We start from the raw sequence: 19,329 nt of genomic DNA on the forward strand, positions 1-19,329 counted from the left end.
TCAGGTTTGCGCGATATACGATGCAAGGCCATTGCCGAACGACCAATCGTCTTTCTCAGTGGGTGAAAGGATCACCTGCACGTCTTCGGGCCGCATGCCGGCGTCGGCCGACAGCCGTGTCGCAAGCGCACGATAGAGCGCCTGCTTGGTCGCCGTATCGCGCCAACGTCCCGCGACGATATGAATGAACACCACGTCGTCGGTCCGTTCGACGCCGAGATAGTGCGGATCGTAGATGATCTCACCCGGCTCACGCTGCTCGATGATCTGGAAGCGATCGCCCGGCGGCACGTTGTACGTGTCGACAAGGGACTGATGAATACCGTCGGCAATCGCGCGCAGCTGTTCAGCGGATCGCCCCTTAAGCAGTGAAATACGTACGAGTGGCATGGAATTCTCCGTTCGCGAATAGCAATAGGTTTGCGCACGCAAATGCCGAACAGCGCGTTTCAAGCGCATACAATGCAACGAGATCGCACCATGGCGATGCGTCACGCGTGACGCTCGCCGCGGCAATCGATGCGATGCGCGCACTTCATGGCGTTGAGCATAAGGAACAATACGCTTCCAGAAAATCGCAAACTTTCAAACTGTCACATCGGAAAAATCGAACTATGGCGGTCCGCACCAATCTCGACATGGATGTGTTGCGCACGTTCGTAATGGGCTTCGAACTCGGCAGTTTCGCGCGGGCAGCGGACCGGCTTGGCCGCTCGCAATCGGCGGTCAGCACGCAATTGCGTAAGCTCGAGGACCAGATCGGCACGCCGCTCGTGCAAAAGTCGGGTCGAGGGCTTGCGCTGACGACGGCCGGCGAATCACTGCTCAGCTATGCGAAACGCCTACTCGAGCTGAACGACGAAGCGGTGGAAACGATCCGCGGCGCTGACCTGGAAGGGTGGGTGCGGCTCGGCTTGCCGCAGGACTTTGCCGACACGTTCCTGCCGGCGGTGCTCGGACGTTTTGCGAGGGCGCATCCGAAAGTGCGCGTCGAAGTGCAGGTCGACGGTAGTGCGCGGCTAATCGAAAAGACGCTCAAAGGGGACCTCGACGTCGCGCTCGCATGGGGAAACAGCAACGGTACGCCGTATGCCGAATGGGTGGCGAACCTGTCGATTGCGTGGGTCGGGCTTCCGGAGTCCGGCAATATCCGCGGTCTCGGCGCAGACCCGTTGCCGCTGGTCGCGTTCGAACCGCCATGTTCGTTCCGCGCGGCGGGCATCGCCGCGCTCGATGAGGCCAGCATTCCGTGGCGGCTGGTCTTTACGAGCCCGAGCCTCTCCGGGCTCTGGGCGGCGACCGAAGCGGGGCTCGGCATCACGGTTCGCACGACGATCGCGATGCCCCGCACACTCGCGGTGCTCGATCCACTGGCCACGGGTTTGCCGGTGCTGCCGCCGATCCCGTTGTCGCTGCATCGAACCGAGCCGGAAGCACGGCCGGTCGTGCGCCGGCTGACCGAGATCGTGCTGGAGACGGTACTCGAAGAAATCAACTCGGTCTAAACCCGGGCGGCCCGCGTGTGCGGCGGTTATCATCTCGGCTTACTCGACCGCTGAGCCGATTGATTCGGCGACGTGTGCGGCGAAGCCCACTTTCCCCGGCGCGATATCGGAACGCAACGCCAGCGTTGGAATCACGTAATCGCCGCTGTTCTGCGGGCGAAACGGAATCGGCTCGACCGAGAAAAGCGTGTCGAGACGTTTGCCGAGCGCGTCGCACAGGGCTGCAAACGCCGCCTCGTCGATCCGGTCGGTCCGATAGGACACAAACGGTGGCAGTACGTCGAAGCCCGGGTAGTAGAGCGTGCCGTGCTGGATCGGAAACAGGATATCGTCGATCGGGCCATTGATGCCGCGTGGGCCGTAGTGCGATGCCCATCCGCCAGCGGTGACGATCAGCATTGCGCGCTTGCCGGCGAGCGTGCCTTCCCCATAGCGGTCACCCCAGCGGGCATCGGAGTGTTCGCCGACGCCATATGCAAAACCATACGCATAGACGCGCTCGACCCATCCTTTCATGATCGCCGGCATCGAGAACCACCATAGCGGGAATTGCAGGATCACCGCGTCGGCCCACAGAAGTTTGCGCTGTTCGAGTTCGATGTCTTCGCGTTGCAAGCCGTTTTCGAACGCGTGCGCGGAGTCGGCCGCCGGATTGAAACGCGCGTCGGCTGGCCGTGCCGGATAGTCCTGCGCATCGAGCGCGGATTTCCAGTGCATCGCATACAGGTCGGAGACCTGGACCTCGTGCCCCGCTTGTTCCAGCCGTTTGATCGCGAAGTTGCGTAGCGAGCCGTTCAAAGACCGGGGTTCGGGATGGGCATAGACGAGCAGGACATTCATGATGATGAAAACCTCGATAACTGGAATAAGCAGCAGCGTAGGTCTTCATCCGGTATATTTGAAATGAATTGTTGAAATTGCAGGTATTGGCGTGGTCAATACACTTAGAAGTCTCGACCTCAATCTGCTGGTCACCCTCGATGTGCTGCTGGCCGAGCACAACGTGACGCGTGCGGCGCAGCGGCTGAACCTGTCACAGCCGTCGGTCAGCATTCATCTCGCCCGGTTGAGGGAAGCACTCGGCGACCCGCTGCTGTTGCCCGGGCCGCGCGGCATGCGGCCGACCGCGCGGGCGCAGGCGCTGCGCGAGCCGCTGCGGGAAGCGCTCGAGTCGCTGGAGCGCGCGGTGGCGCCCGAGCGCGCATTCGATCCTGCCGAAGCCGATCACACATGGCGCGTGGCCGCGGCTGACTATGCGGAAATGACGATCGTGCTGCCCGCATTGAACGCATTACGCGAGGCGGCGCCACGCACGCGGCTCGCCGTGCTTCCGCTGATGCCGGGGCGCACCGCGCAGCAGGCGGAACAGGGCGACATCGATCTTGCTCTCCACACTTCCGGCGACTCGCCCCCGAGCCTGCGCCGGCGCCCGCTCTTCACGGAATGCTATGTGCTGGTCGGCCGCACGGGCCATCCGCGGCTGAAAAGGCGGCCGACGCTCGCGCAGTTCTGCAAGCTCGAGCACGTGATCGTGTCGCCGGGCGGCGGCGGTTTTCACGGCGTCACCGACGAAGCGCTCGCCGCACTCGGACTCGCGCGCCGGGTGGTGCTTTCGGTGCCGCATTTTCTCGTCGTCGAATCGGTTCTGGCGAGCAGCGATCTCGTTGCGATGCTGCCGTCACGCCTGGTTCGCGATTCCGCTGCGCTGCAGGTGGTCGCGCCGCCGCTCGACGTGCCCGGCTATGAGATGTCGATGCTATGGCATGAACGGGTTCACCGTGATCCCGCGCATCAGTGGCTGCGCGAGCAGATCGCGGCTTCGGTGTAGCGGATGCGCCGCGCCGGGTTGATGCCGCGCGCGGCAATATCCGCATCACATCACGTGGGCGTTACGTCAGCACCTGCCCGCCGTCGACCACCAGCATCTGGCCGGTGATCCATCCCGCGTATGGGCTCGCGAGGAATAGCACGACGTTTGCAATCTCGTCGGGCGTGCCGAGCCGGCCGAACGGAATGCTGCGCAAGATACCTTCGTACAGCTTCGGATCGGTGGTTTTGCGCTGCTCCCACGAGCCACCCGGAAATTCGATCGAACCTGGCGCGACCGCGTTGACCCGGATGCGCTCCGGTGCGAGCGCGAGCGCGTGAGACGCCGTATAGTGCGCGACCGCCGCCTTGATCGCCGCGTATGACGCGGTCCGGATGCTCGGATGCAGTGCCGCGATCGACGTGATGTTGACAATCGCGCCGCTGCCGGATTGCCGCAGAAACGGCAACGCCGCGTGCCCTGCGCGTACCGTGGCCATCAGGTCGACGTTGAAGCCCGCTTCCCAGCCCGCCTCGGTATCGCCGCCGCCGAATCCCGATGCATTGTTGACGAGTGTGTCGATGCCGCCGAGCGCTTTGCCTGCTGCTGCGATGTAGGCGCTAATCTGCTCGCCGACTGCCAGATCGCACGATGTGGTATGAACCGGATGGCCGTGCGCGCGCAATTCGGCGTCGATGGCTTGCAGGCTGTCCGGATTGCGTGCGCAAACGGACACCGCAGCGCCGGCTTGCGCGAACGCTAGCGCGATGCCGCGGCCAATGCCGCGTGAACCGCCCGCGATCACGACACGCTTGCCATTGAAATCGAAACTCATGAATGTGCCTCCGAGGCAATGATTGACATCGATGTCAGTATCGCCGCAATGGGCGGACCTCGCTGGCCGCGAATGCGATGCATTCTGAATGTTGCGCAGGACGCGGGGACGACGTAAATCGCGCTTGGCGGGCGGCGGACTTCACGTCTATATTTTCGATACTTACTGGATCTGACACGCCGGCCGTCGGCGAGCGCGGACGGCACCCTAATCGCATGACGAATCACGCGGGCTGAAGCAAAAAACTCGAAGCAGTTCAGGCAGCAACCAGAAGAGGGGATTCGCGATGCGCGTTCGACTCGCCGGGTTTGCGTGCGCCGGCGCTGCATGGGTTCTGGTCGCGCTGATGCCGGGCGCGTCGTATGCGCAGGCGGCGTCCGACGCTTTGTCGAGCAATACCGTGATCGGCGGCAACGTGAAGCGGCATGCCGACGCCGTGCTGGCGATCATGTCCTATACGACGGTGCCCGACGTGACCACCAGTTCATTGTCGGTCAACAACGGGGCCACCGGCGACCCCGGCTTCTGGCAGACGCAGTTGGGCGGCGGTTTCGCACTCAGCAAATCGTTTCCGCTGTATGTGGAAGGCACGCTCGCCTACAGCCGCTACGATCCGACTTTCATCGCGAGCGACGGCGCCGAGCAACGCGCGCTGCCGACCCGGTGGAACACCTTCAGCACGACGGTTGGCGTCGGATGGGATTTCCGTCTCACCGACGAACTGGTGTTACGGCCGATTGTCAACGGCACGCTTGGGCGCGTGGCGAGTGACCTGAGGGTCGGGCAGAGCGTGATCAATCACGTGACCGACAGCAACCTGCAATTTCTCAACGACGGCTATCTGAACGCATACGGCTACGGCGGTTCGCTGATGCTCGACTACGAGCACTACCGGGAATCTCACGAAATCGACGTGGAAGTGCGCGCGACCGATATCTACCTGCGCAGCTTCGGTGGCTCGGCGCAAGCCGTGGAGGGCTCCGCCACGGCGCAGCAGTTGAGCATATGGACCCGCTGGCGCGCCCCGACCGGGTGGCATGCGTTGGACCGGCCGGTTCGCTATGTGCTGGAAGCGGCCTACTCGCATTACTTCGGCGATAGTGCCGGCGTGCTGGGCTTTAACGATCTCGTTTCGCTGGGTGTCGGACTCGAGCTCGACAGCGGCCAGTATCCGATCATCATTACGCGCACACGCGCGGTCGTCCGATATGTGTTTGGGCACAATGTGCAGGGCGTGTCGCTCGGCCTCGCGGTCAGCTTCTAGGCCGCGCGTGGGCGGCCGTGTCGATTGCCGCGGCGGCGCGGCGCGGGGATGCTCAGCGGTCCGCGCCGCTTACTCGCCTATCCCTCACCCATCAATGCCCGCACATGCGCGCGCGTGCCGTTGGCCAGCCCTTCCATGCTATAGCCGCCTTCGAGGATCGACACCACGCGCCCCTCGCAGGTCGCATCGGCGATTTTCACGAGTTCGCGTGTGACCCAATGGAAATCGTCATCATCGAGGCCGAGCCCGGCGAGCGGATCGAGCCGGTGCGCGTCGAACCCTGCCGAGATGATGATCAGCTCAGGGCTAAAGTCGCGTACCTGCGGCAGCATCGCGGCCGAGAGGCGTGAGCGGAACAGCGCCGAGTCGCAGCCCGGCGGCAACGGCACATTGACGATGTTATGCGCGACGCCCGTCTCGGACGCCGCCCCGGTGCCGGGATAAAGCGGTGATTGATGGCTCGACGCATAGAAGAGCTCGGGCCGATGGAAAAACGCGGCCTGCGTGCCATTGCCGTGATGCACGTCGAAGTCGACCACCGCGATGCGCTCGAGCTTGTGGATTTCGTACGCGTAAGCAGCGGCAATCGCCGCCTGATTGAAGATGCAAAAGCCCATCGCGCGCGACGGTTCCGCGTGGTGTCCGCATGGACGCGTCGCGCAGAACACATTGCGCGCGTCGCCATTGAGCACCGCATCGACGCCCGCGCATGCCGCGCCGACGCAGCGCATCACCGCTTCCCATGAACCTGGCGACATCACAGTGTCGCCGGCATCGAGCGGCACGTAACCCTGTTTCGGCGCGAGGTCCGCGACTTCATCGATAAAGTCGCGGCTGTGCACGAGTTCGACCTGTTCGAGCGTGCCGAGCGGCGCGTCGCGCCACGCGAGCCCGGCGAACTCCGGCGCGCGCAGCGTGCGCAGCACGGTCTTCAGCCGCTCCGGCGACTCGGGGTGGCCCGGGCCGGGTTGATGGTTCAGACAGGCGTCGTGCGTGTAGATAAGGGTCGGGGACATGGACGGACACCGCCAGCAGTCAATCCGACAGTGTAGGGCCGCGCGCGGTATCAAGCATAATCAAACAAAGTTTGGCAGGTTATAGGCTTCCGTTTATGGACGCATGCGTCGCGCTCGCAGGCGTTGCGACGGCCGGGCCGGCAAACGTCGCGGCTCGCGCACCATCGACGACGGTCAAGCGCAGCGGCGCGGTCCGTGTCGTGGTGGGTGGCAGGTCCACCTCGAGCCGCGCGTGGCGCCCGTGCTCGGACAACTGTACGCGTGGCGCGGCGGGCAGGCCCGCGCCTGCGCCTTCAACGAATAGATCCGGTGACTGAAATGCGGAAGCGGCACTGTGCAACTCAATGCTCAGGCGGGGGCGCCCTGTGCGGGTTGCTTCGATGCTGCTGCGCGTCACGCGGATGCCCGCTTGCGCAGGCGTTCCGGGCACCGTGCGCAGCGCGGTGGCAAGCGCCTGCGCTTCGCTCGACGGCGCGCCGGGGCCTTCACGCAGGTCGACGCTGAGCGCCGCATGCTCCGGCACGCAGACGTTCGCGCAAGTCGCATAGTCGAGCATTAGCGCGATGCGAGTCGCCTGATGCGGCTGTGTCAGCCGGATTTTCACCGGCAGAATGAAGTCGCCCGTGTAGATGCTGTTTTGCAGCCCGTCGATCACGAGCCTCGACGGCGCGGGCCACGACACCGATGCGCTCGCGACGTTGTGCGACGCGGACCAGTCGAATCTCGGCGCGATGCCGGTATCGCCGGGCGTGCGCCAGTATCCATGCCATCCGGCCGGATAGCGAAACTCGACGCCCACGTCGAGCGTATCGCCGTGCACGCTATCCGTCGCGGTGATCACGCGCACTTCGGCGCGCGCGTCGCCGCGCCAGTCAGAAGCCGCGGCGCGGGCCGCGAGTGGTGCCACGGCAAGCAGCACGGCCATCGCGAACCTGGGACCGATACGAGCGAGTTGAAACATCACGGGCTCCGTTGTCGCCAACCGTCACTGGCTGTCCGACACGCGCGCCGCGCCGACGATCCGTCCGTTCGGCGCCTCGAGCAGCACGGCGGCCTTTTCGCCTGCCGGCACGGGCGAGTTGAACTCGGCGGCCTTGCCGGACCATTGCCCAATGGGCTCGAACGAGCGGACGATGTTCGATTCCTTCAGCGTGCGCCCGCCGTTCTCACCGCGGCCGACTGCGGTCACGTGCTGCACGTCGTAGCCCACCAGCACGACGCGTGCGCTGCCGGCGCCGCTACCGACCGACACGGTGATCGCATTGCCGGTGCGGACACCGGTTACCATCGCGGCCGTCGCGCCGGCGTCCTTCGCTTCGCGAATCGCGACTTCGCCCGACGAGCGGTCTGAACCGACAAATCCGACCGCGCCGTCGACGACCATTTCGGGCGTATAGGACCCGTCGCCGAAGCGGCGCGCGTAGTCGGCCTGCCGCTGCGTGGCGAGGTCGAGCGAATACGGATCCTGCCAGCCGAGGTTGTTCCAGTAAGTCACGTGAAACGCCAATGGCAGCACATCGTCACGTTGTTCGCTTAACTCGGACAGGTACGCGTCCGCGGGTGGACACGACGAGCAGCCTTCGGACGTGAAGAGCTCGACCACGACCGGCCGCGACGTCGAGGTCGCCGCAGCGGCGGGCAATGCGGCAAGAAGGGCGGCGTAAGCGAGCAGACGACGGAACATGATCGGTCTCCGGAAAGGGATGAATCAAGTGTTGGTCGTTGCACGCGCGCGAGAATGACAGGCCGGCGCGACACAATCGGTTCGCGCCGGTCGTGCGCGGTGGCGCAATCGTGCTGGGGCGCGGCATGGCCCGATGCCGCGCCCGCTGTGCTGCGGGCTACGACGCTACCTAGCGTACGGTAAAGACCGAAATACCACCATTCGGGAACGCACCGCTACCGGCCTGGAACGGCACATAGACCTGGCCCGACGGGCCGTCGACGGCAACCGAGTGCGCGCCGGTGCCGACCGCGATCTGCGCGACGATCGCGCGGCTCGTACCGTCGATCACCGCCATCTGCGGCGTGAAGCCCGACGCCGCCGCGATGCCGTTGGCGGTCCAGTGCCGCGCGGGCAGGAAGTAGCGGTTCGACGTCGCGTCGTAAGCAATCTGATCGACGCCGCCGAACGGCAGTTTCGCGAGGACCGTGCCGTTCGTGCGGTCAAGGATCAGCGTGATCAGCGGGTTGCCTGCGGCCGGATCGCATCCGACCATCACGTCTTCGTTCGGACCGAGCGCGAGGCCGGCCGGCGAGCAGTTGCCGAGCGGAAAGCTTTTGGTGATCGCCGGGTGCCCGGCGAGCACCGTACTCGCCGGGATCACGTCGAGTTCGCCGTCCGGATTGGCGGTGGTCCCGTCGTTGTTGATCAGGAAGCTCTGGGTGCCCGCGTCGTACTGGCAGGCCTCGAGCCCCGACGAGCCCGGGAATGACAGTTGCGTGGCGACGGTCTGCGTGTCCGTGTTAATGAAGCTGATGAACGGCGGAGAATCGCCCGGGTTGGCCATCAGCACCAGATGATCGGTCGCATCGAAGCAGCCTTCGTCCACGCGATTGCCGGACGTGGTGAGCGTGATGGTCTGGGTCAGTGTCTGCGCAGTCGTGTCAAGAATCTTGACCGCGTTCACGTCGCCGACATACAGCGTGCTCGTGCCGGGCAGACCCACCAGGCCGTCCGGGCCCGAATTCTCGGTGCTCGCGCCGATGCCGGTGAAGTTGCCCGGAATCTGCGCGATCAACTGGTTGTTGCTGGTGTCGACCACATCGACCGCCTTGTTGTTCCGGTCGGCGAGGAAGTAGCGGCCGTGATCCGCGAAACTGATATCGAAGCTGAAAGCAGGGCTGGCCGCATTGGGCACCGCAATATTCGTCACGAGATGGGGGCCGCTCGAATTATTAGTGGGTGTCGGATTGCTGTTGTTGTTGTCCGACCCGCATGCCGCCAGCAGACATGCGCTGATTGAGCAAACGGCAACAAGCAGGATCTGCCGAGGGTTCCGTCTTTTCATCCTTGTCTCCAGAGTCTTTTGCGAACCGTTGATCAAAACGGTGGGGAATGGTGTTCGGGTATTACGGATTTGCAATTCATATATTTAACTCATCAGTAATCCTCATTGGCTGGGAAATCACAAATTGACCACATGAGTCTTCGTTTTCAACGGGCGCGCGCAGCCAGTCGCCTGGGCGACCAGGCGACTGCGCGTGTGATGGTTTGAAGACGATGTGGGACCTGGCTCGCCGGGGGAAGGCTGACCGCGTATCGTGTCGGCCGGCGAACGGTATTGCCGGTCGAACAATGCGCGGAGTTGGCTTAAGAGCGACTTAAGGTCGGCGTGGCCAGTAAGTTGCGTGAACCTGATTTGAAAGGAATGCGGGTATCGGGCAAGCGGAAGATGTGTAAATAATTTGGATGCCGAATCAACTTGCACATGAAGTGAAAGCGCTCCGTGTACACGTCAGTTTGTGAATCCGGTTCATGCCGTCTTTCTCACGTAGCCGGCGAAGGCTGGCGTCGCGCACAGCACCCGCAAGCGAAGATTTGTTTGACCTTTCGTTCGCTATGTTCTAGACGTACTCTGATAAGACCGCATGAATCGCACGGTGCGGGCCCAGCCATTCAATCGCATGACTCATTTTGCGAACGTTTGCCGATTCGACCGGAAATCAGGTGTCCGGTCTTACGCAGGAGAGGTCGAATGAGTCGGATGAACAGCGGCGCCGCCGCGTCGCGGACGGCCGCGCATCATCGCTGGCTGCAGCGGATGCCGGGGCTCGCGACGATGCGCGCGTACCAGCGCAGCTGGTTGCGCAGCGATCTCGTCGCCGGGCTCGTGCTCACGTCAGTACTCGTGCCGGCCGGCATGGGTTACGCGGAAGCGGCGCATTTGCCGCCGATTATCGGCCTGTACGCGACGGTCACCTGCACGCTCGCCTATGCGCTTTTCGGACCGAGCCGGTTTCTCGTGCTGGGCCCCGATTCGGCACTGGGCGCGCTGATCGCGTCGATTGTGCTGCCGATTGCCGGGCCGCAGCCCGAGCGGCTGATCCTGATGGCCGGCATGCTGGCCGTTCTGTCGGGCGTCCTGTGCGTGCTCGTGGGGCTGTTCCGGCTCGGATTCGTCACCGATCTTTTATCGAAACCGATTCGCGAAGGCTATCTGAACGGCGTCGCACTGACTGTCGTGATCGGGCAGGCGCCGAAGCTGCTCGGTTTTGGCGTCGACGGCAGCAGTCTGACCGAAGAAGCGGTCGGCTTGATGCGTGGCGTGCTGGACGGCAAGGTCAACGAGGTCGCGTGTGCGCTCGGTGTCGCGAGTCTGATCGTCATCTTCGGCTGCAAACGATGGGTGCCGCGCATTCCAGGCATTCTCGTCGCGGTGGTCGGCGCCGCGCTGGCCGTCGCGGTGTTCGAACTGGACCGAACCGCGCATGTGCCGATTGTCGGCGCGCTCCCGCGCGGGTTGCCGCATCTGTCGCTGCCATGGGTATCGCTGCAACAGGTGGTCGATCTCCTGCCCGGCGCGATCGCGGTGGCGCTGATTTCGCTGGCCGATATCAGCGTGCTGTCGCGTGTGTTTGCCGGCCGCACCGGTCAGCAGGTGGATCGCGACCAGGAACTGGTGGCGCTGGGTGCGGCGAATATCGTCGCTGGCCTGTTTCAGGGGTTTCCTGTGACCAGCAGTTCATCGCGCACCGCGGTCGCCGAATCGTCGGGAGCACGTTCGCAGTTGACCGGCGTGATTGCCGCACTGTGCGTGGCCGCCTTGTTGGTGTTCGCGCCAACCTTGTTGCGCACGTTGCCCACGGCCGCGCTTGCCGCGGTGGTGATCGCGGCGGCCGTCGGGCTGTTCGAAATCCGCGAGATGGCCGTGTTGCTGCGCTTGCGGCCGAGCGAGTTTCTGCAATCGATGGCCTGCTTCGCCGGCGTCGCGCTGGTCGGCGTCATTCAAGGCATCTTTATCGCCATCGGGCTTGCGCTGCTCGCGTTCGTCTGGCGCGCGTGGCGGCCGTACGATGCGGTGCTCGGGCGTGTCGAAGGACGCAAGGGCTATCACGATGTGTCGCGGCACCCGGAAGCCCGCCACATTCCGGGGCTGCTGCTGTTTCGCTGGGACGCGCCGCTCTTTTTCGCGAACGCGGAGATCTTTCGCGATCACGTCGGGCGCGCGATCGCATTGGCCAGCACGCCGACGCGGTGGGTGGTCGTCGCGGCCGAGCCGATCACCGACGTCGACGTGACCGCGGCCGGCATTCTGCGGGACCTCCACGCGCAACTGAAGGAAGCGCACATCGAACTGTACTTCGCGGAGATGAAAGGACCCGTGAAGGATCTGATGATCCGCTATGGCGTGTCGGCCGGGATGATTGCCGAGCGTGCGTTCCCGACTGTCGGCGTCGCGGTCAACGCGTATCTCGAACAGCATAGCGATGTCGAGTGGCACGACTGGGACGATTGAACGGCGGACTCGCGACGGCGCGGTGCACTGCGCGCCCGCGCCACGCGGCCCGGGCGTGGGCCTCGGTTTGCCTCGAGCTTCCCTCGAATCTGCCGCGGGTTTGCCCTTATGACATTCGCGTATAAACGTATCCCTTTTGTTTCGTTGACGCGCAGCAACACGCGGCCGTAGATTCACGGTTTTCTTTCGACGGAGTGTCTTTCGTGTCCACGCCCGCTATTGCTGCGGAGTCCGCGAATCGATCCGCCCGGCTTCAGCAGGATTTCGACATCGTTGCGTTCGATGCGCCGCTCGGCGCCGAGGTGATCGGTCTCGACCTGTCCCAACCGCTTGCCGACGACGACTTCGCGCGCATTCACCGCGCGCACCTCGATTATCACGTGCTGGTGTTTCGCGACCAGCGCATCACGCCGGACGAGCATGTCGCGTTTAGCCGCCGCTTCGGCCCGCTGCAAAAGCACGTGTTGCACCAGTTTGCGCTGCCCGGCCACCCGGAGATGCTGATCGTCTCGAACATCGTCGAGAACGGCAAGCCGATCGGACTGGGCGATGCAGGCCATTTCTGGCATTCGGACCTGTCGTACAAGGAAAAGCCGAGCCTCGGGTCGCTGCTGCATGCGCAGGAGTTGCCGGCCGAAGGCGGCGATACGCTGTTCGCGAACATGCACCTTGCCTATGACGCGCTGCCCGCGCATCTGCGCAACACGGTCGCGGGCTTGCGTGCCGAGCATACGTACCTCGCGCGCTACGCGGAATTGCAGGCGCGCAGTCCGTGGCGCCCGAACCTGACCGCGGCGCAGATCGCCGAAGTGAAGCCGGTTGTGCACCCGGTGGTCCGCACGCATCCGGAGACGGGCCGCAAGGCCATTTTCGTCAGCGAGCATTTCACGACGCGTATCGTCGGACTGCCGGAGGACGAAAGCCGCGCGTTGCTTGACGAACTGTTCGCGCACAGCGTGCGTGCGCAATTCGTGTATCGCCATCAATGGCGCGATCACGACATGGTGTTCTGGGACAACCGCTCGCTGATGCATCTTGCGGCAGGCACGCCTGACCATCTGCGGCGCAAGTTGTATCGGACAACGATTGAAGGGGATGCGCCGTTCTGAGCGGCGCTATTGCGCGGGGTTGTCATTGTCACGGTAAAAAAAGGTCCCGGCATTGGGTAACGCCGGGACCCATCCCATGTCCAGCACGGACTGGAACACAGAGGAGACGGGATCATTCTATCCATGCGTGCCGCGTGGCCAAACGAAGTGTTTCGTATAACGTTATTTTGGTTTTGATGCTCATCCGAATTGCTGATGAGTTATGCCAACCTTTGGCGTGGCTTCTTCATGGTAGGTATTGGTCAAACGCCGTTTCTTTGTGTCTATGCTTAAGTTGATAAATTCTTCGCCACATCCAAGAGGGAAAAAGCGCGACCTCTCGCGGTTCCAGTCATTTACCATCTCGCCCACGTTTGTCGTGGTCTGCACTGACATTGCTTGCTGCGCCAGATTCGTTTGGCGCCAGTGATTCGACAAATTCGATTGTCTCCAATATCGCTGTTATTCTCCCAAGTTCGCTATGTCCTCCCGGATCTGCCAGTCGCTGAACTGGAGTATTCCCACAGAGTGCGTGAGTTCGGTGTACCAAGCAGAAAAAGAACCTGCGTAGGCGGTGCTGTTCTGCGCCGGTCGTCTCATCGACGGTCAGGCCTATGCCCTTCCAATTCTTGCCCTGGATGCGAATGGTTTGAAGATGAGCCCCAGGATCGAACGGTGTTAGTTCCATTTCATTTGATCTGGGCCACGGGTTATATTCGAGCCATTGTCCGTTAACCCGCTTTGCACCCAGTATAAGACCTATTTTATCCTCAGTTGCATCTATGCAAAACAACGTAAAACCCTCTGAGAGACCAGTTGGTTTTTGTGAATATTTATCGGGATAAGTATATATCGCTGCTGGTGGGGACGACCATTTGTTCACGTAAAACTTGCCGTCGAACATATGGTCAGAAATTCGAAAATCACACGTACCCACAGAGTAACGAAAGATTTTTACTGTTGAGCGCGAAGCAAAAGATTCGCTCGCGTACGTTGCGAACACACTTATCAGGATGATAATGAAGACGGCCAATAGAACAGTGTGCTTTATGCATGATAAGGCTTGAGCTCTCATCTTAATTATTCCGAGACGAGTTTATCCAATTCAGTCAAATCGGTTGATGCCATCAAGACGCTTGCATAAGCGTGGAACCTCGCCTCGATACCGTATATGGTCGAGAACGATGTAGACGGATGTCCTACATTGACTGTAGCTGCGACTTTTGCGAACGACTCGCAACTGTAGTAGGGAACGTAGGTTGAGCCAGCGAATCTGGTCTGTGGCCGCAAGACCGGGTATGCGTCAGCGTACCGTGCTGCTCCGGACCAAACCCAATATGCGCCCGCACTGGATGCAGCATCCTTAACGTCACGGCCCACTGCCTCCCGCATAGCCTTAAGATTCTCGGGAAGAGCAGCCTCCATTGCGATCAGGGGCTCATTGTTGTGCGCAGTCTCCGCTGCAAGCCTTGCCAGATGCAATCTGTCAACGAGTTCCTGGTCGATACGCCGCCCGCTAAAGCGCCAATACTCCACGTAGTTTTCCGGCCACGTGAGTTGCAGGAAACCTCGGCCGATCCATGGGCTGTAACGCGGTGGGGGACTACTCGTCCTTTCAACCAGGCTCGAAAACCACTGCGTCTCCTGCATGGCGTTGCCAAGAAACGCTGCGCGGCGTAGTGGAGTGGTCACTCCGAATTTGTGCATTGCCCTGTTCAACTCAGGAGCAAAATTGGCAGCCATCCCACGCGATGGCAGAACTCTTTCCGCAGTCCATCGACCCTTGCCGAGCGAGCGAAGCGCGATCGATGGAAACATCGCCAGAAGTTCCTCTGCGCTCAACCACCCACATTTCCTGAAATGCCGGATAAACTCAAGCGGATGGAAAAACCAAAGCTTTTGTCCCGATGGTAAGCCCGTTGCGTTCCAGAACTGAAACGACGTCAGCAGATCCATGAACTGCTTATAGCCCGTTTCGTTTCCGTGATAAAACTCTCCTTCGTCTTTCAGCTTCCGATATCGCTGCTCGTTATGCGAACTGTCCCATTCGCTCGGCGCCTCACAGACGAAGCCACGCAACTGCCTGCGCACGCGGTCATTGCCCCGTATATAGCGCATGGCATTATCTTCGCTCTTGCGTTCCCCGCCTTTCGCAGTCTCGTATCGCGCGTGATGATCGGTCGTATCGCTGACAAGTTTCTTCAGTTCGTCGATGTCGCACAGTCCATCCGCACTGAACGGACTATCGCCTTCACTGATCTTCCGCCACCCCATGAAGAAAGGAAAATCCGCATCCGACAGTTTGACCACGTCGTCCTTGCTGACATCGATATAGCCTTGCGCGCCGGGCGCATAGGGAACCCGCATCCACGTCGCGCGAGCATCGCCAGCATCAAGCGTCTCGGGCTTCGCGAGGATGCGCCCGAAGCGCAGCAGTTCATACCCGTCGCTCGGACAGGCCGGATACAGCGCGGCCGCTCGCCGGTACATGTCGTATTCGTAGTCCTTTTCGACGACCGGCTTCTCCGTGAGTAAGGTGCGCTTCCCGTCGGCTGCCATACTCCACGCATTGGTGTACCTGCTGCCTTTGTGGAAGTACGTCTCGACGATCAGCTCCTGCGTGTTACGCCCGGTCTGCAACGCATCAAACGGAATACCATGCAGCCTTTGGTGCGCGTCAATGCCGGGCGGGAGCGACACGAACGTCCGGTTAGCGGGGATCATGTAGTAGCTATGCCCCCAGCAGTCCACACCGGTGGCCGTGTCCGTACTTGTATCGCCCAGGCGGGTCTGACCGAAGTAGGCATCGAAGTCGGACTTTGTCATGAAAATCTCGAAGTGCAGATGCCGCATGCCCTGACACTCACCCATCCAGCCCAGCACGTCCTTGCGATTCACCCTGCGGCCGTCGCCTGGCTGCGCAGGCGGCACCGCGGAACCGTCTCCGGCGGTCGGCATACGCAAAAACTCCGGCAGATGCTTCGCATCCGCGCTGACAGACTGATAGCTGGCCAGATCCAGTAGATGCATGTAGAGCGAGTAAAACGTCAGCGTCCGGCCGTCGCCCGTCTCGGTCGTATGTCGAAGCAGCACGAACCCGGCATGACTGTCCCGCTCACCACGACCGCCGCCGTCGTACGCGTGCTGACAAACGCGATACGCCACTACGACACCGTCCGCAATTGCATGGACTTTCTCGTTCTGCATGGCTGGCATCAGGTGCACGCCGCAATGCCATCTGCGATCAAACGCGATCGGGTAAATGCCATGGGCCTGCTCGTAGGTGTCCACGACATCCATCATCGGGTCCACGACGGTCGGGTCGGCCGGGCGCAGGCCAGTGGAGGGAAGAAACGGCGGGCTGATAATCATCTCGATGTTGTCGGGTTGCTATACGCGGGCATCGGCGTTGACATGCGGTGACTGTCATGCCGAAGGAACGTTAGCAAACCAAAACATCTGGATAATGTCTATGAGATTTATCCCAATTTGATTGGGGTTGATATTTCGACGGTGAAATTCTGACGGTACAGAGAATCCGCGTGGCGCGCTGGCCTCACCGTCTACCCCGAACGGTGGCACGCACAGCGCGCGCGATGTCTCCAGCCTGCGCTTATTTCTTCGGCTTGCGCACGGCCCGCACCTTGCCGCTCATGCCGCCGCCGCAGTAGAACAGGTCCGCGCCATTCGACTCGAGCCCCGACACACCGATGCCAGCCGGCATCTCGAGCTTTTCGAGCACTTCTCCGGTTTGCGAATCGATATGCCGCAATTCGCTCTCGTCGCCTTCCCAGGTGCCGTGCCAGAGTTCCGAATCGACCCAGGTGACGCCGGTGACGAAGCGATTGGATTCGATGGTGCGCAAAATCGCGCCGGTCTGCGGATCGATCTGGTGGATCTTGCGCTCCCGGTATACGCCGACCCACAGCGTGCCTTCGGCCCACGCGAGCCCTGAGTCGCCACCCGCGCCGGGCGCTGGAATCGTCGCGAGCACGCGGCCGGTGTCCGGGTCGATCTTCTGGATGCGGCTATCGGCAATCTGAAACAGGTGCTGGCCGTCGAACGCGGTGCCGGCGTCCGCGGCAACGTCGATCGAGCGCAGCGTGTGGCCGGTCGCCGGATCGAACGCCTTCAGCGTATCGCCCGCCGCCATCCACACGCGCTGACCGTCGTACGTGACGCCCCCCACCTTGTCGACGCCCGGAAACGGACCGTACTCGTGAACCACTTCGGCGGCTGATCGTTTCATGTTTCCTCCTTTGACTTGTGCTGCTGGTTTGTCCAGCGGGTCGAAACGGAAATGGATGCGCGATGCACGCATCCTAGCCGTTCGACAGCCACGCGGGGGAGTAACAAGGCCGTCGTGAATCGTGAGCCGTGAACCGCAAACCGCAAGTCCGGAGCCGTCGCGGCGTCGCGGCGGCCCGGACTACGCGTGACGAGCGCGCATCCAGCAATTCAATACCGCGCATACCACGAGCAGCGTGCCGGTCACAAAGAACACCTGATGCAAACCCACGTGCGCGCCGATCTGTCCACCGACGAGCGGGCCGATCACCTGTCCGGAGAACTGCGCCGATTGCAGATAGCCGAGTGTCTTGCCGGAATGATTGTCGTCGACCAGCTGGCGGACCATCTTCGCGATCGACGGCAACAGGCCCGCGATCGTCATCCCCATCAGGCCGCGCAGCAGCGCGAGCTGCCACCATTGCGTGACGAACGCCTGCGGCAGCATGATCAGCCCGGTCACCGCGAGGCAGCCGATGATCACATTCCAGCTGCCGATGCGATCGGCAAGCGCGCCTAGCCGCGGCGCGGTCAACATGCTGCCGAACGCGGACGCAGCCATGATGATGCCGGCCATGCGCGCGAGATGTTCGTGCGGCACGCCCAACTGCGCGACATACACCGTAATGATCGGCTCGATCGACATATTGGCGAACAGCACCATCATCGCGGTGACGAGCAGCGCCGCGATGATCGCGCGATGCGCATTCGGATTGGGGTTGTCTGCTGCGGCCGCGCGGGGCTTCGTATCCGTGTACGGGTCGAAATCTTCGCGCACGAACAGCACTGTCGCCGCGGCGGCGATGGCGATCATCGCGCCGCCGACGAAGAACGTGCCGCGAATCCCGACCAGATCGGGCAAAAAGCCACCGACCAGCGGCCCGATCAGATTGCCCGACAGCGCACCGGTGGAGAGCACGCCGAGCGCCCAGCCGGCGCGCTCGCGCGGCGCCTGCGTGCCGATCATGACGATCGAAGCCGACGCATAGCCGCCGATCAGCCCGGCCGCAAGGCGCAGCGCAACCAACTCGGCGACGCTGTGCGCAAGGCCGATCAGCGACATCACGACCGCCATACCGATGGCGGCGCGCACAAGCATCGGTTTGCGACCGTAGCGATCGGCAAGCCGCCCCCAGATCGGCGCGGTGATCGCGGTGCCGAAAAAGGTCGCGCCGAACGCGACGCCGGACCACTGCACCACGTCGGCCGGCGACTTCACGCCGAGCTGGGCGACATACAACGGCAGGAACGGCAGCAGCATGCTCAGACTGACCAGCGTGGTGAACGACCCGAACACGCAGATGGCCAGGTTGCGTTTCCAGTACGACTGGTTGCGCATGACGTAACTGCCGGGATCGAGCGGCACTGCGGTCGCCGGTTTCAAGCTGTTGGCGGAAAGAGCCATGGAACCCTCGCGTTGGTCGGTCCGCGTTTTGTCAGGACGCGAAACATCACGGAATGCTGGCCACGCGCTTCGGTGAACCTGTGCGCACGGACGACCCACGTAGGATAGGCGTAAACCCGTATCTTAAAAAATGAATTGATGTGATGTGGAGTATCTTGAATTGTGATGAATGAGTCGAGCGGTCGCAGAGTAAGGCCGGTGACAGCAAATTGACTCGATTCTCGAGACTGAAACCGCGAACATCGTGCAGGACGTCTCGCATACCAACAGCATTCACAAGGTTTATCTCACGGCGATAACAGGTGTCGATGCGCTCAGGCACGGTGACGTGCTTCTAATTTCCGAGGGCGGCCGGCGTCACAACCGCTGTGATCTATGCAACGAAACCGGTCGGGAAAGTGGTTGGCGAGTTCGATATCGATGAAGTGATCTCTGCGTCGCCCAACAAGCTGTGGTCAAGTACCAAGGAGTTTGCCGGCATAACGAAACAGCGCTTCAACGAGTATTTTGACGGGCGCGAGGTCGCACATGCGATCAAAGTGAAGGATGCGCGACGCTACGAAGAGCCGCCCGAGCTGCCGTCAGTCCTCGAAAGCGGGGTCGCGCCTCAGTCCTTCTGCTACTTGTCCTAGACGCACGGCTGGCCTGCTGTTCGGATTCAGG

At 62.2% G+C, this 19,329-nt stretch carries 17 protein-coding genes; 6 read left to right on the forward strand and 11 right to left on the reverse strand.

The features are described 5' to 3' along the window. Complete coding sequence (locus HV796_RS28615) at positions 1–390, reverse strand: tautomerase family protein (RefSeq protein WP_175230108.1); 390 nt, start codon at positions 388–390, stop codon at positions 1–3. A 224-nt stretch (positions 391–614) separates the two neighbouring features. Here HV796_RS28615 and HV796_RS28620 point away from each other — a divergent pair, with 224 nt between their 5' ends. After that, a complete protein-coding gene (locus HV796_RS28620) occupies positions 615–1,505 on the forward strand; it encodes a LysR substrate-binding domain-containing protein (protein WP_175230111.1) in 891 nt (296 codons plus the stop codon). Between the two features lie 39 nt (positions 1,506–1,544). Here HV796_RS28620 and HV796_RS28625 read toward each other — a convergent pair whose 3' ends face one another. After that, positions 1,545–2,345 carry an NAD(P)H-dependent oxidoreductase gene (locus HV796_RS28625; RefSeq protein ID WP_175230114.1) on the reverse strand — a complete coding sequence of 267 codons (801 nt, stop codon included), beginning with the start codon at positions 2,343–2,345 and terminating at the stop codon, positions 1,545–1,547. Positions 2,346–2,421: 76 nt separating this feature from the next. Here HV796_RS28625 and HV796_RS28630 point away from each other — a divergent pair, with 76 nt between their 5' ends. After that, on the forward strand, positions 2,422–3,333 hold the full coding sequence (locus tag HV796_RS28630) for a LysR family transcriptional regulator (protein ID WP_175230248.1): 912 nt from the start codon (positions 2,422–2,424) through the stop codon (positions 3,331–3,333). Positions 3,334–3,394: 61 nt separating this feature from the next. On the opposite strand, the gene HV796_RS28635 is transcribed toward HV796_RS28630, so the two are convergent. Further along, the gene (locus HV796_RS28635; protein WP_175230117.1) at positions 3,395–4,147 is read right to left on the reverse strand and encodes an SDR family NAD(P)-dependent oxidoreductase; all 753 of its coding nucleotides are present in this window, start codon (positions 4,145–4,147) and stop codon (positions 3,395–3,397) included. A gap of 346 nt (positions 4,148–4,493) precedes the next feature. Here HV796_RS28635 and HV796_RS28640 point away from each other — a divergent pair, with 346 nt between their 5' ends. Then, positions 4,494–5,411, forward strand: coding sequence for a hypothetical protein (locus tag HV796_RS28640; protein ID WP_246356095.1), 918 nt, complete (start codon positions 4,494–4,496; stop codon positions 5,409–5,411). A 77-nt stretch (positions 5,412–5,488) separates the two neighbouring features. On the opposite strand, the gene HV796_RS28645 is transcribed toward HV796_RS28640, so the two are convergent. The 4 genes from HV796_RS28645 to HV796_RS28660 form a co-directional block, all read right to left on the reverse strand. Next, positions 5,489–6,427 (reverse strand): histone deacetylase family protein, encoded by a 939-nt coding sequence (locus HV796_RS28645; RefSeq protein WP_175230123.1) that lies wholly within the window; start codon positions 6,425–6,427, stop codon positions 5,489–5,491. Between the two features lie 79 nt (positions 6,428–6,506). Then, on the reverse strand, positions 6,507–7,388 hold the full coding sequence (locus HV796_RS28650; RefSeq protein WP_175230126.1) for a protein-disulfide reductase DsbD domain-containing protein: 882 nt from the start codon (positions 7,386–7,388) through the stop codon (positions 6,507–6,509). 24 nt (positions 7,389–7,412) lie between these two features. After that, the gene (locus tag HV796_RS28655; RefSeq protein WP_175230129.1) at positions 7,413–8,111 is read right to left on the reverse strand and encodes a DUF1223 domain-containing protein; all 699 of its coding nucleotides are present in this window, start codon (positions 8,109–8,111) and stop codon (positions 7,413–7,415) included. Positions 8,112–8,280: 169 nt separating this feature from the next. Beyond that, complete coding sequence (locus HV796_RS28660; RefSeq protein ID WP_175230132.1) at positions 8,281–9,438, reverse strand: YncE family protein; 1,158 nt, start codon at positions 9,436–9,438, stop codon at positions 8,281–8,283. A 687-nt stretch (positions 9,439–10,125) separates the two neighbouring features. On the opposite strand from HV796_RS28660, the gene HV796_RS28665 reads away from it, so the two are divergent. Next, on the forward strand, positions 10,126–11,886 hold the full coding sequence (locus HV796_RS28665) for a SulP family inorganic anion transporter (protein WP_175230135.1): 1,761 nt from the start codon (positions 10,126–10,128) through the stop codon (positions 11,884–11,886). A 203-nt stretch (positions 11,887–12,089) separates the two neighbouring features. Continuing rightward, entirely contained in the window at positions 12,090–12,995 is a 906-nt protein-coding gene (locus tag HV796_RS28670; RefSeq protein ID WP_175230138.1) for a TauD/TfdA dioxygenase family protein, read from the forward strand. Positions 12,996–13,326: 331 nt separating this feature from the next. Here HV796_RS28670 and HV796_RS28675 read toward each other — a convergent pair whose 3' ends face one another. The 4 genes from HV796_RS28675 to HV796_RS28690 form a co-directional block, all read right to left on the reverse strand. Continuing rightward, positions 13,327–14,049 (reverse strand): hypothetical protein, encoded by a 723-nt coding sequence (locus HV796_RS28675; RefSeq protein WP_175230141.1) that lies wholly within the window; start codon positions 14,047–14,049, stop codon positions 13,327–13,329. Between the two features lie 5 nt (positions 14,050–14,054). Further along, positions 14,055–16,346, reverse strand: a complete 2,292-nt coding sequence (locus HV796_RS28680; RefSeq protein ID WP_175230144.1) for a M23 family metallopeptidase — start codon at positions 16,344–16,346, stop codon at positions 14,055–14,057. Positions 16,347–16,587: 241 nt separating this feature from the next. Then, entirely contained in the window at positions 16,588–17,223 is a 636-nt protein-coding gene (locus tag HV796_RS28685; protein WP_175230148.1) for an NHL repeat-containing protein, read from the reverse strand. A 180-nt stretch (positions 17,224–17,403) separates the two neighbouring features. Then, positions 17,404–18,666 carry an MFS transporter gene (locus tag HV796_RS28690; protein WP_175230151.1) on the reverse strand — a complete coding sequence of 421 codons (1,263 nt, stop codon included), beginning with the start codon at positions 18,664–18,666 and terminating at the stop codon, positions 17,404–17,406. Between the two features lie 368 nt (positions 18,667–19,034). Between HV796_RS28690 and HV796_RS28695 the strand changes: the two genes are divergently transcribed. Next, positions 19,035–19,298 (forward strand): ASCH domain-containing protein, encoded by a 264-nt coding sequence (locus tag HV796_RS28695; protein ID WP_175230154.1) that lies wholly within the window; start codon positions 19,035–19,037, stop codon positions 19,296–19,298. The last annotated feature ends 31 nt before the right edge of the window (positions 19,299–19,329 follow it).

This window comes from Paraburkholderia humisilvae (assembly GCF_902859855.1).
GTDB classification, from domain to species: domain Bacteria; phylum Pseudomonadota; class Gammaproteobacteria; order Burkholderiales; family Burkholderiaceae; genus Paraburkholderia; species Paraburkholderia humisilvae.

Bases quoted from the DNA above. Each gene is read 5' to 3' on its own strand.
- HV796_RS28690 (WP_175230151.1), bottom strand. From the start codon at position 18,666: ATGGCTCTTTCCGCCAACAGCTTGAAACCGGCGACCGCAGTGCCGCTC.
- HV796_RS28650 (WP_175230126.1), bottom strand. From the start codon at position 7,388: ATGTTTCAACTCGCTCGTATCGGTCCCAGGTTCGCGATGGCCGTGCTG.
- HV796_RS28680 (WP_175230144.1), bottom strand. From the start codon at position 16,346: ATGATTATCAGCCCGCCGTTTCTTCCCTCCACTGGCCTGCGCCCGGCC.
- HV796_RS28620 (WP_175230111.1), top strand. From the start codon at position 615: ATGGCGGTCCGCACCAATCTCGACATGGATGTGTTGCGCACGTTCGTA.
- HV796_RS28685 (WP_175230148.1), bottom strand. From the start codon at position 17,223: ATGAAACGATCAGCCGCCGAAGTGGTTCACGAGTACGGTCCGTTTCCG.
- HV796_RS28675 (WP_175230141.1), bottom strand. From the start codon at position 14,049: ATGAGAGCTCAAGCCTTATCATGCATAAAGCACACTGTTCTATTGGCC.
- HV796_RS28625 (WP_175230114.1), bottom strand. From the start codon at position 2,345: ATGAATGTCCTGCTCGTCTATGCCCATCCCGAACCCCGGTCTTTGAAC.
- HV796_RS28660 (WP_175230132.1), bottom strand. From the start codon at position 9,438: ATGAAAAGACGGAACCCTCGGCAGATCCTGCTTGTTGCCGTTTGCTCA.
- HV796_RS28635 (WP_175230117.1), bottom strand. From the start codon at position 4,147: ATGAGTTTCGATTTCAATGGCAAGCGTGTCGTGATCGCGGGCGGTTCA.
- HV796_RS28665 (WP_175230135.1), top strand. From the start codon at position 10,126: ATGAGTCGGATGAACAGCGGCGCCGCCGCGTCGCGGACGGCCGCGCAT.
- HV796_RS28615 (WP_175230108.1), bottom strand. From the start codon at position 390: ATGCCACTCGTACGTATTTCACTGCTTAAGGGGCGATCCGCTGAACAG.
- HV796_RS28640 (WP_246356095.1), top strand. From the start codon at position 4,494: ATGCCGGGCGCGTCGTATGCGCAGGCGGCGTCCGACGCTTTGTCGAGC.
- HV796_RS28645 (WP_175230123.1), bottom strand. From the start codon at position 6,427: ATGTCCCCGACCCTTATCTACACGCACGACGCCTGTCTGAACCATCAA.
- HV796_RS28655 (WP_175230129.1), bottom strand. From the start codon at position 8,111: ATGTTCCGTCGTCTGCTCGCTTACGCCGCCCTTCTTGCCGCATTGCCC.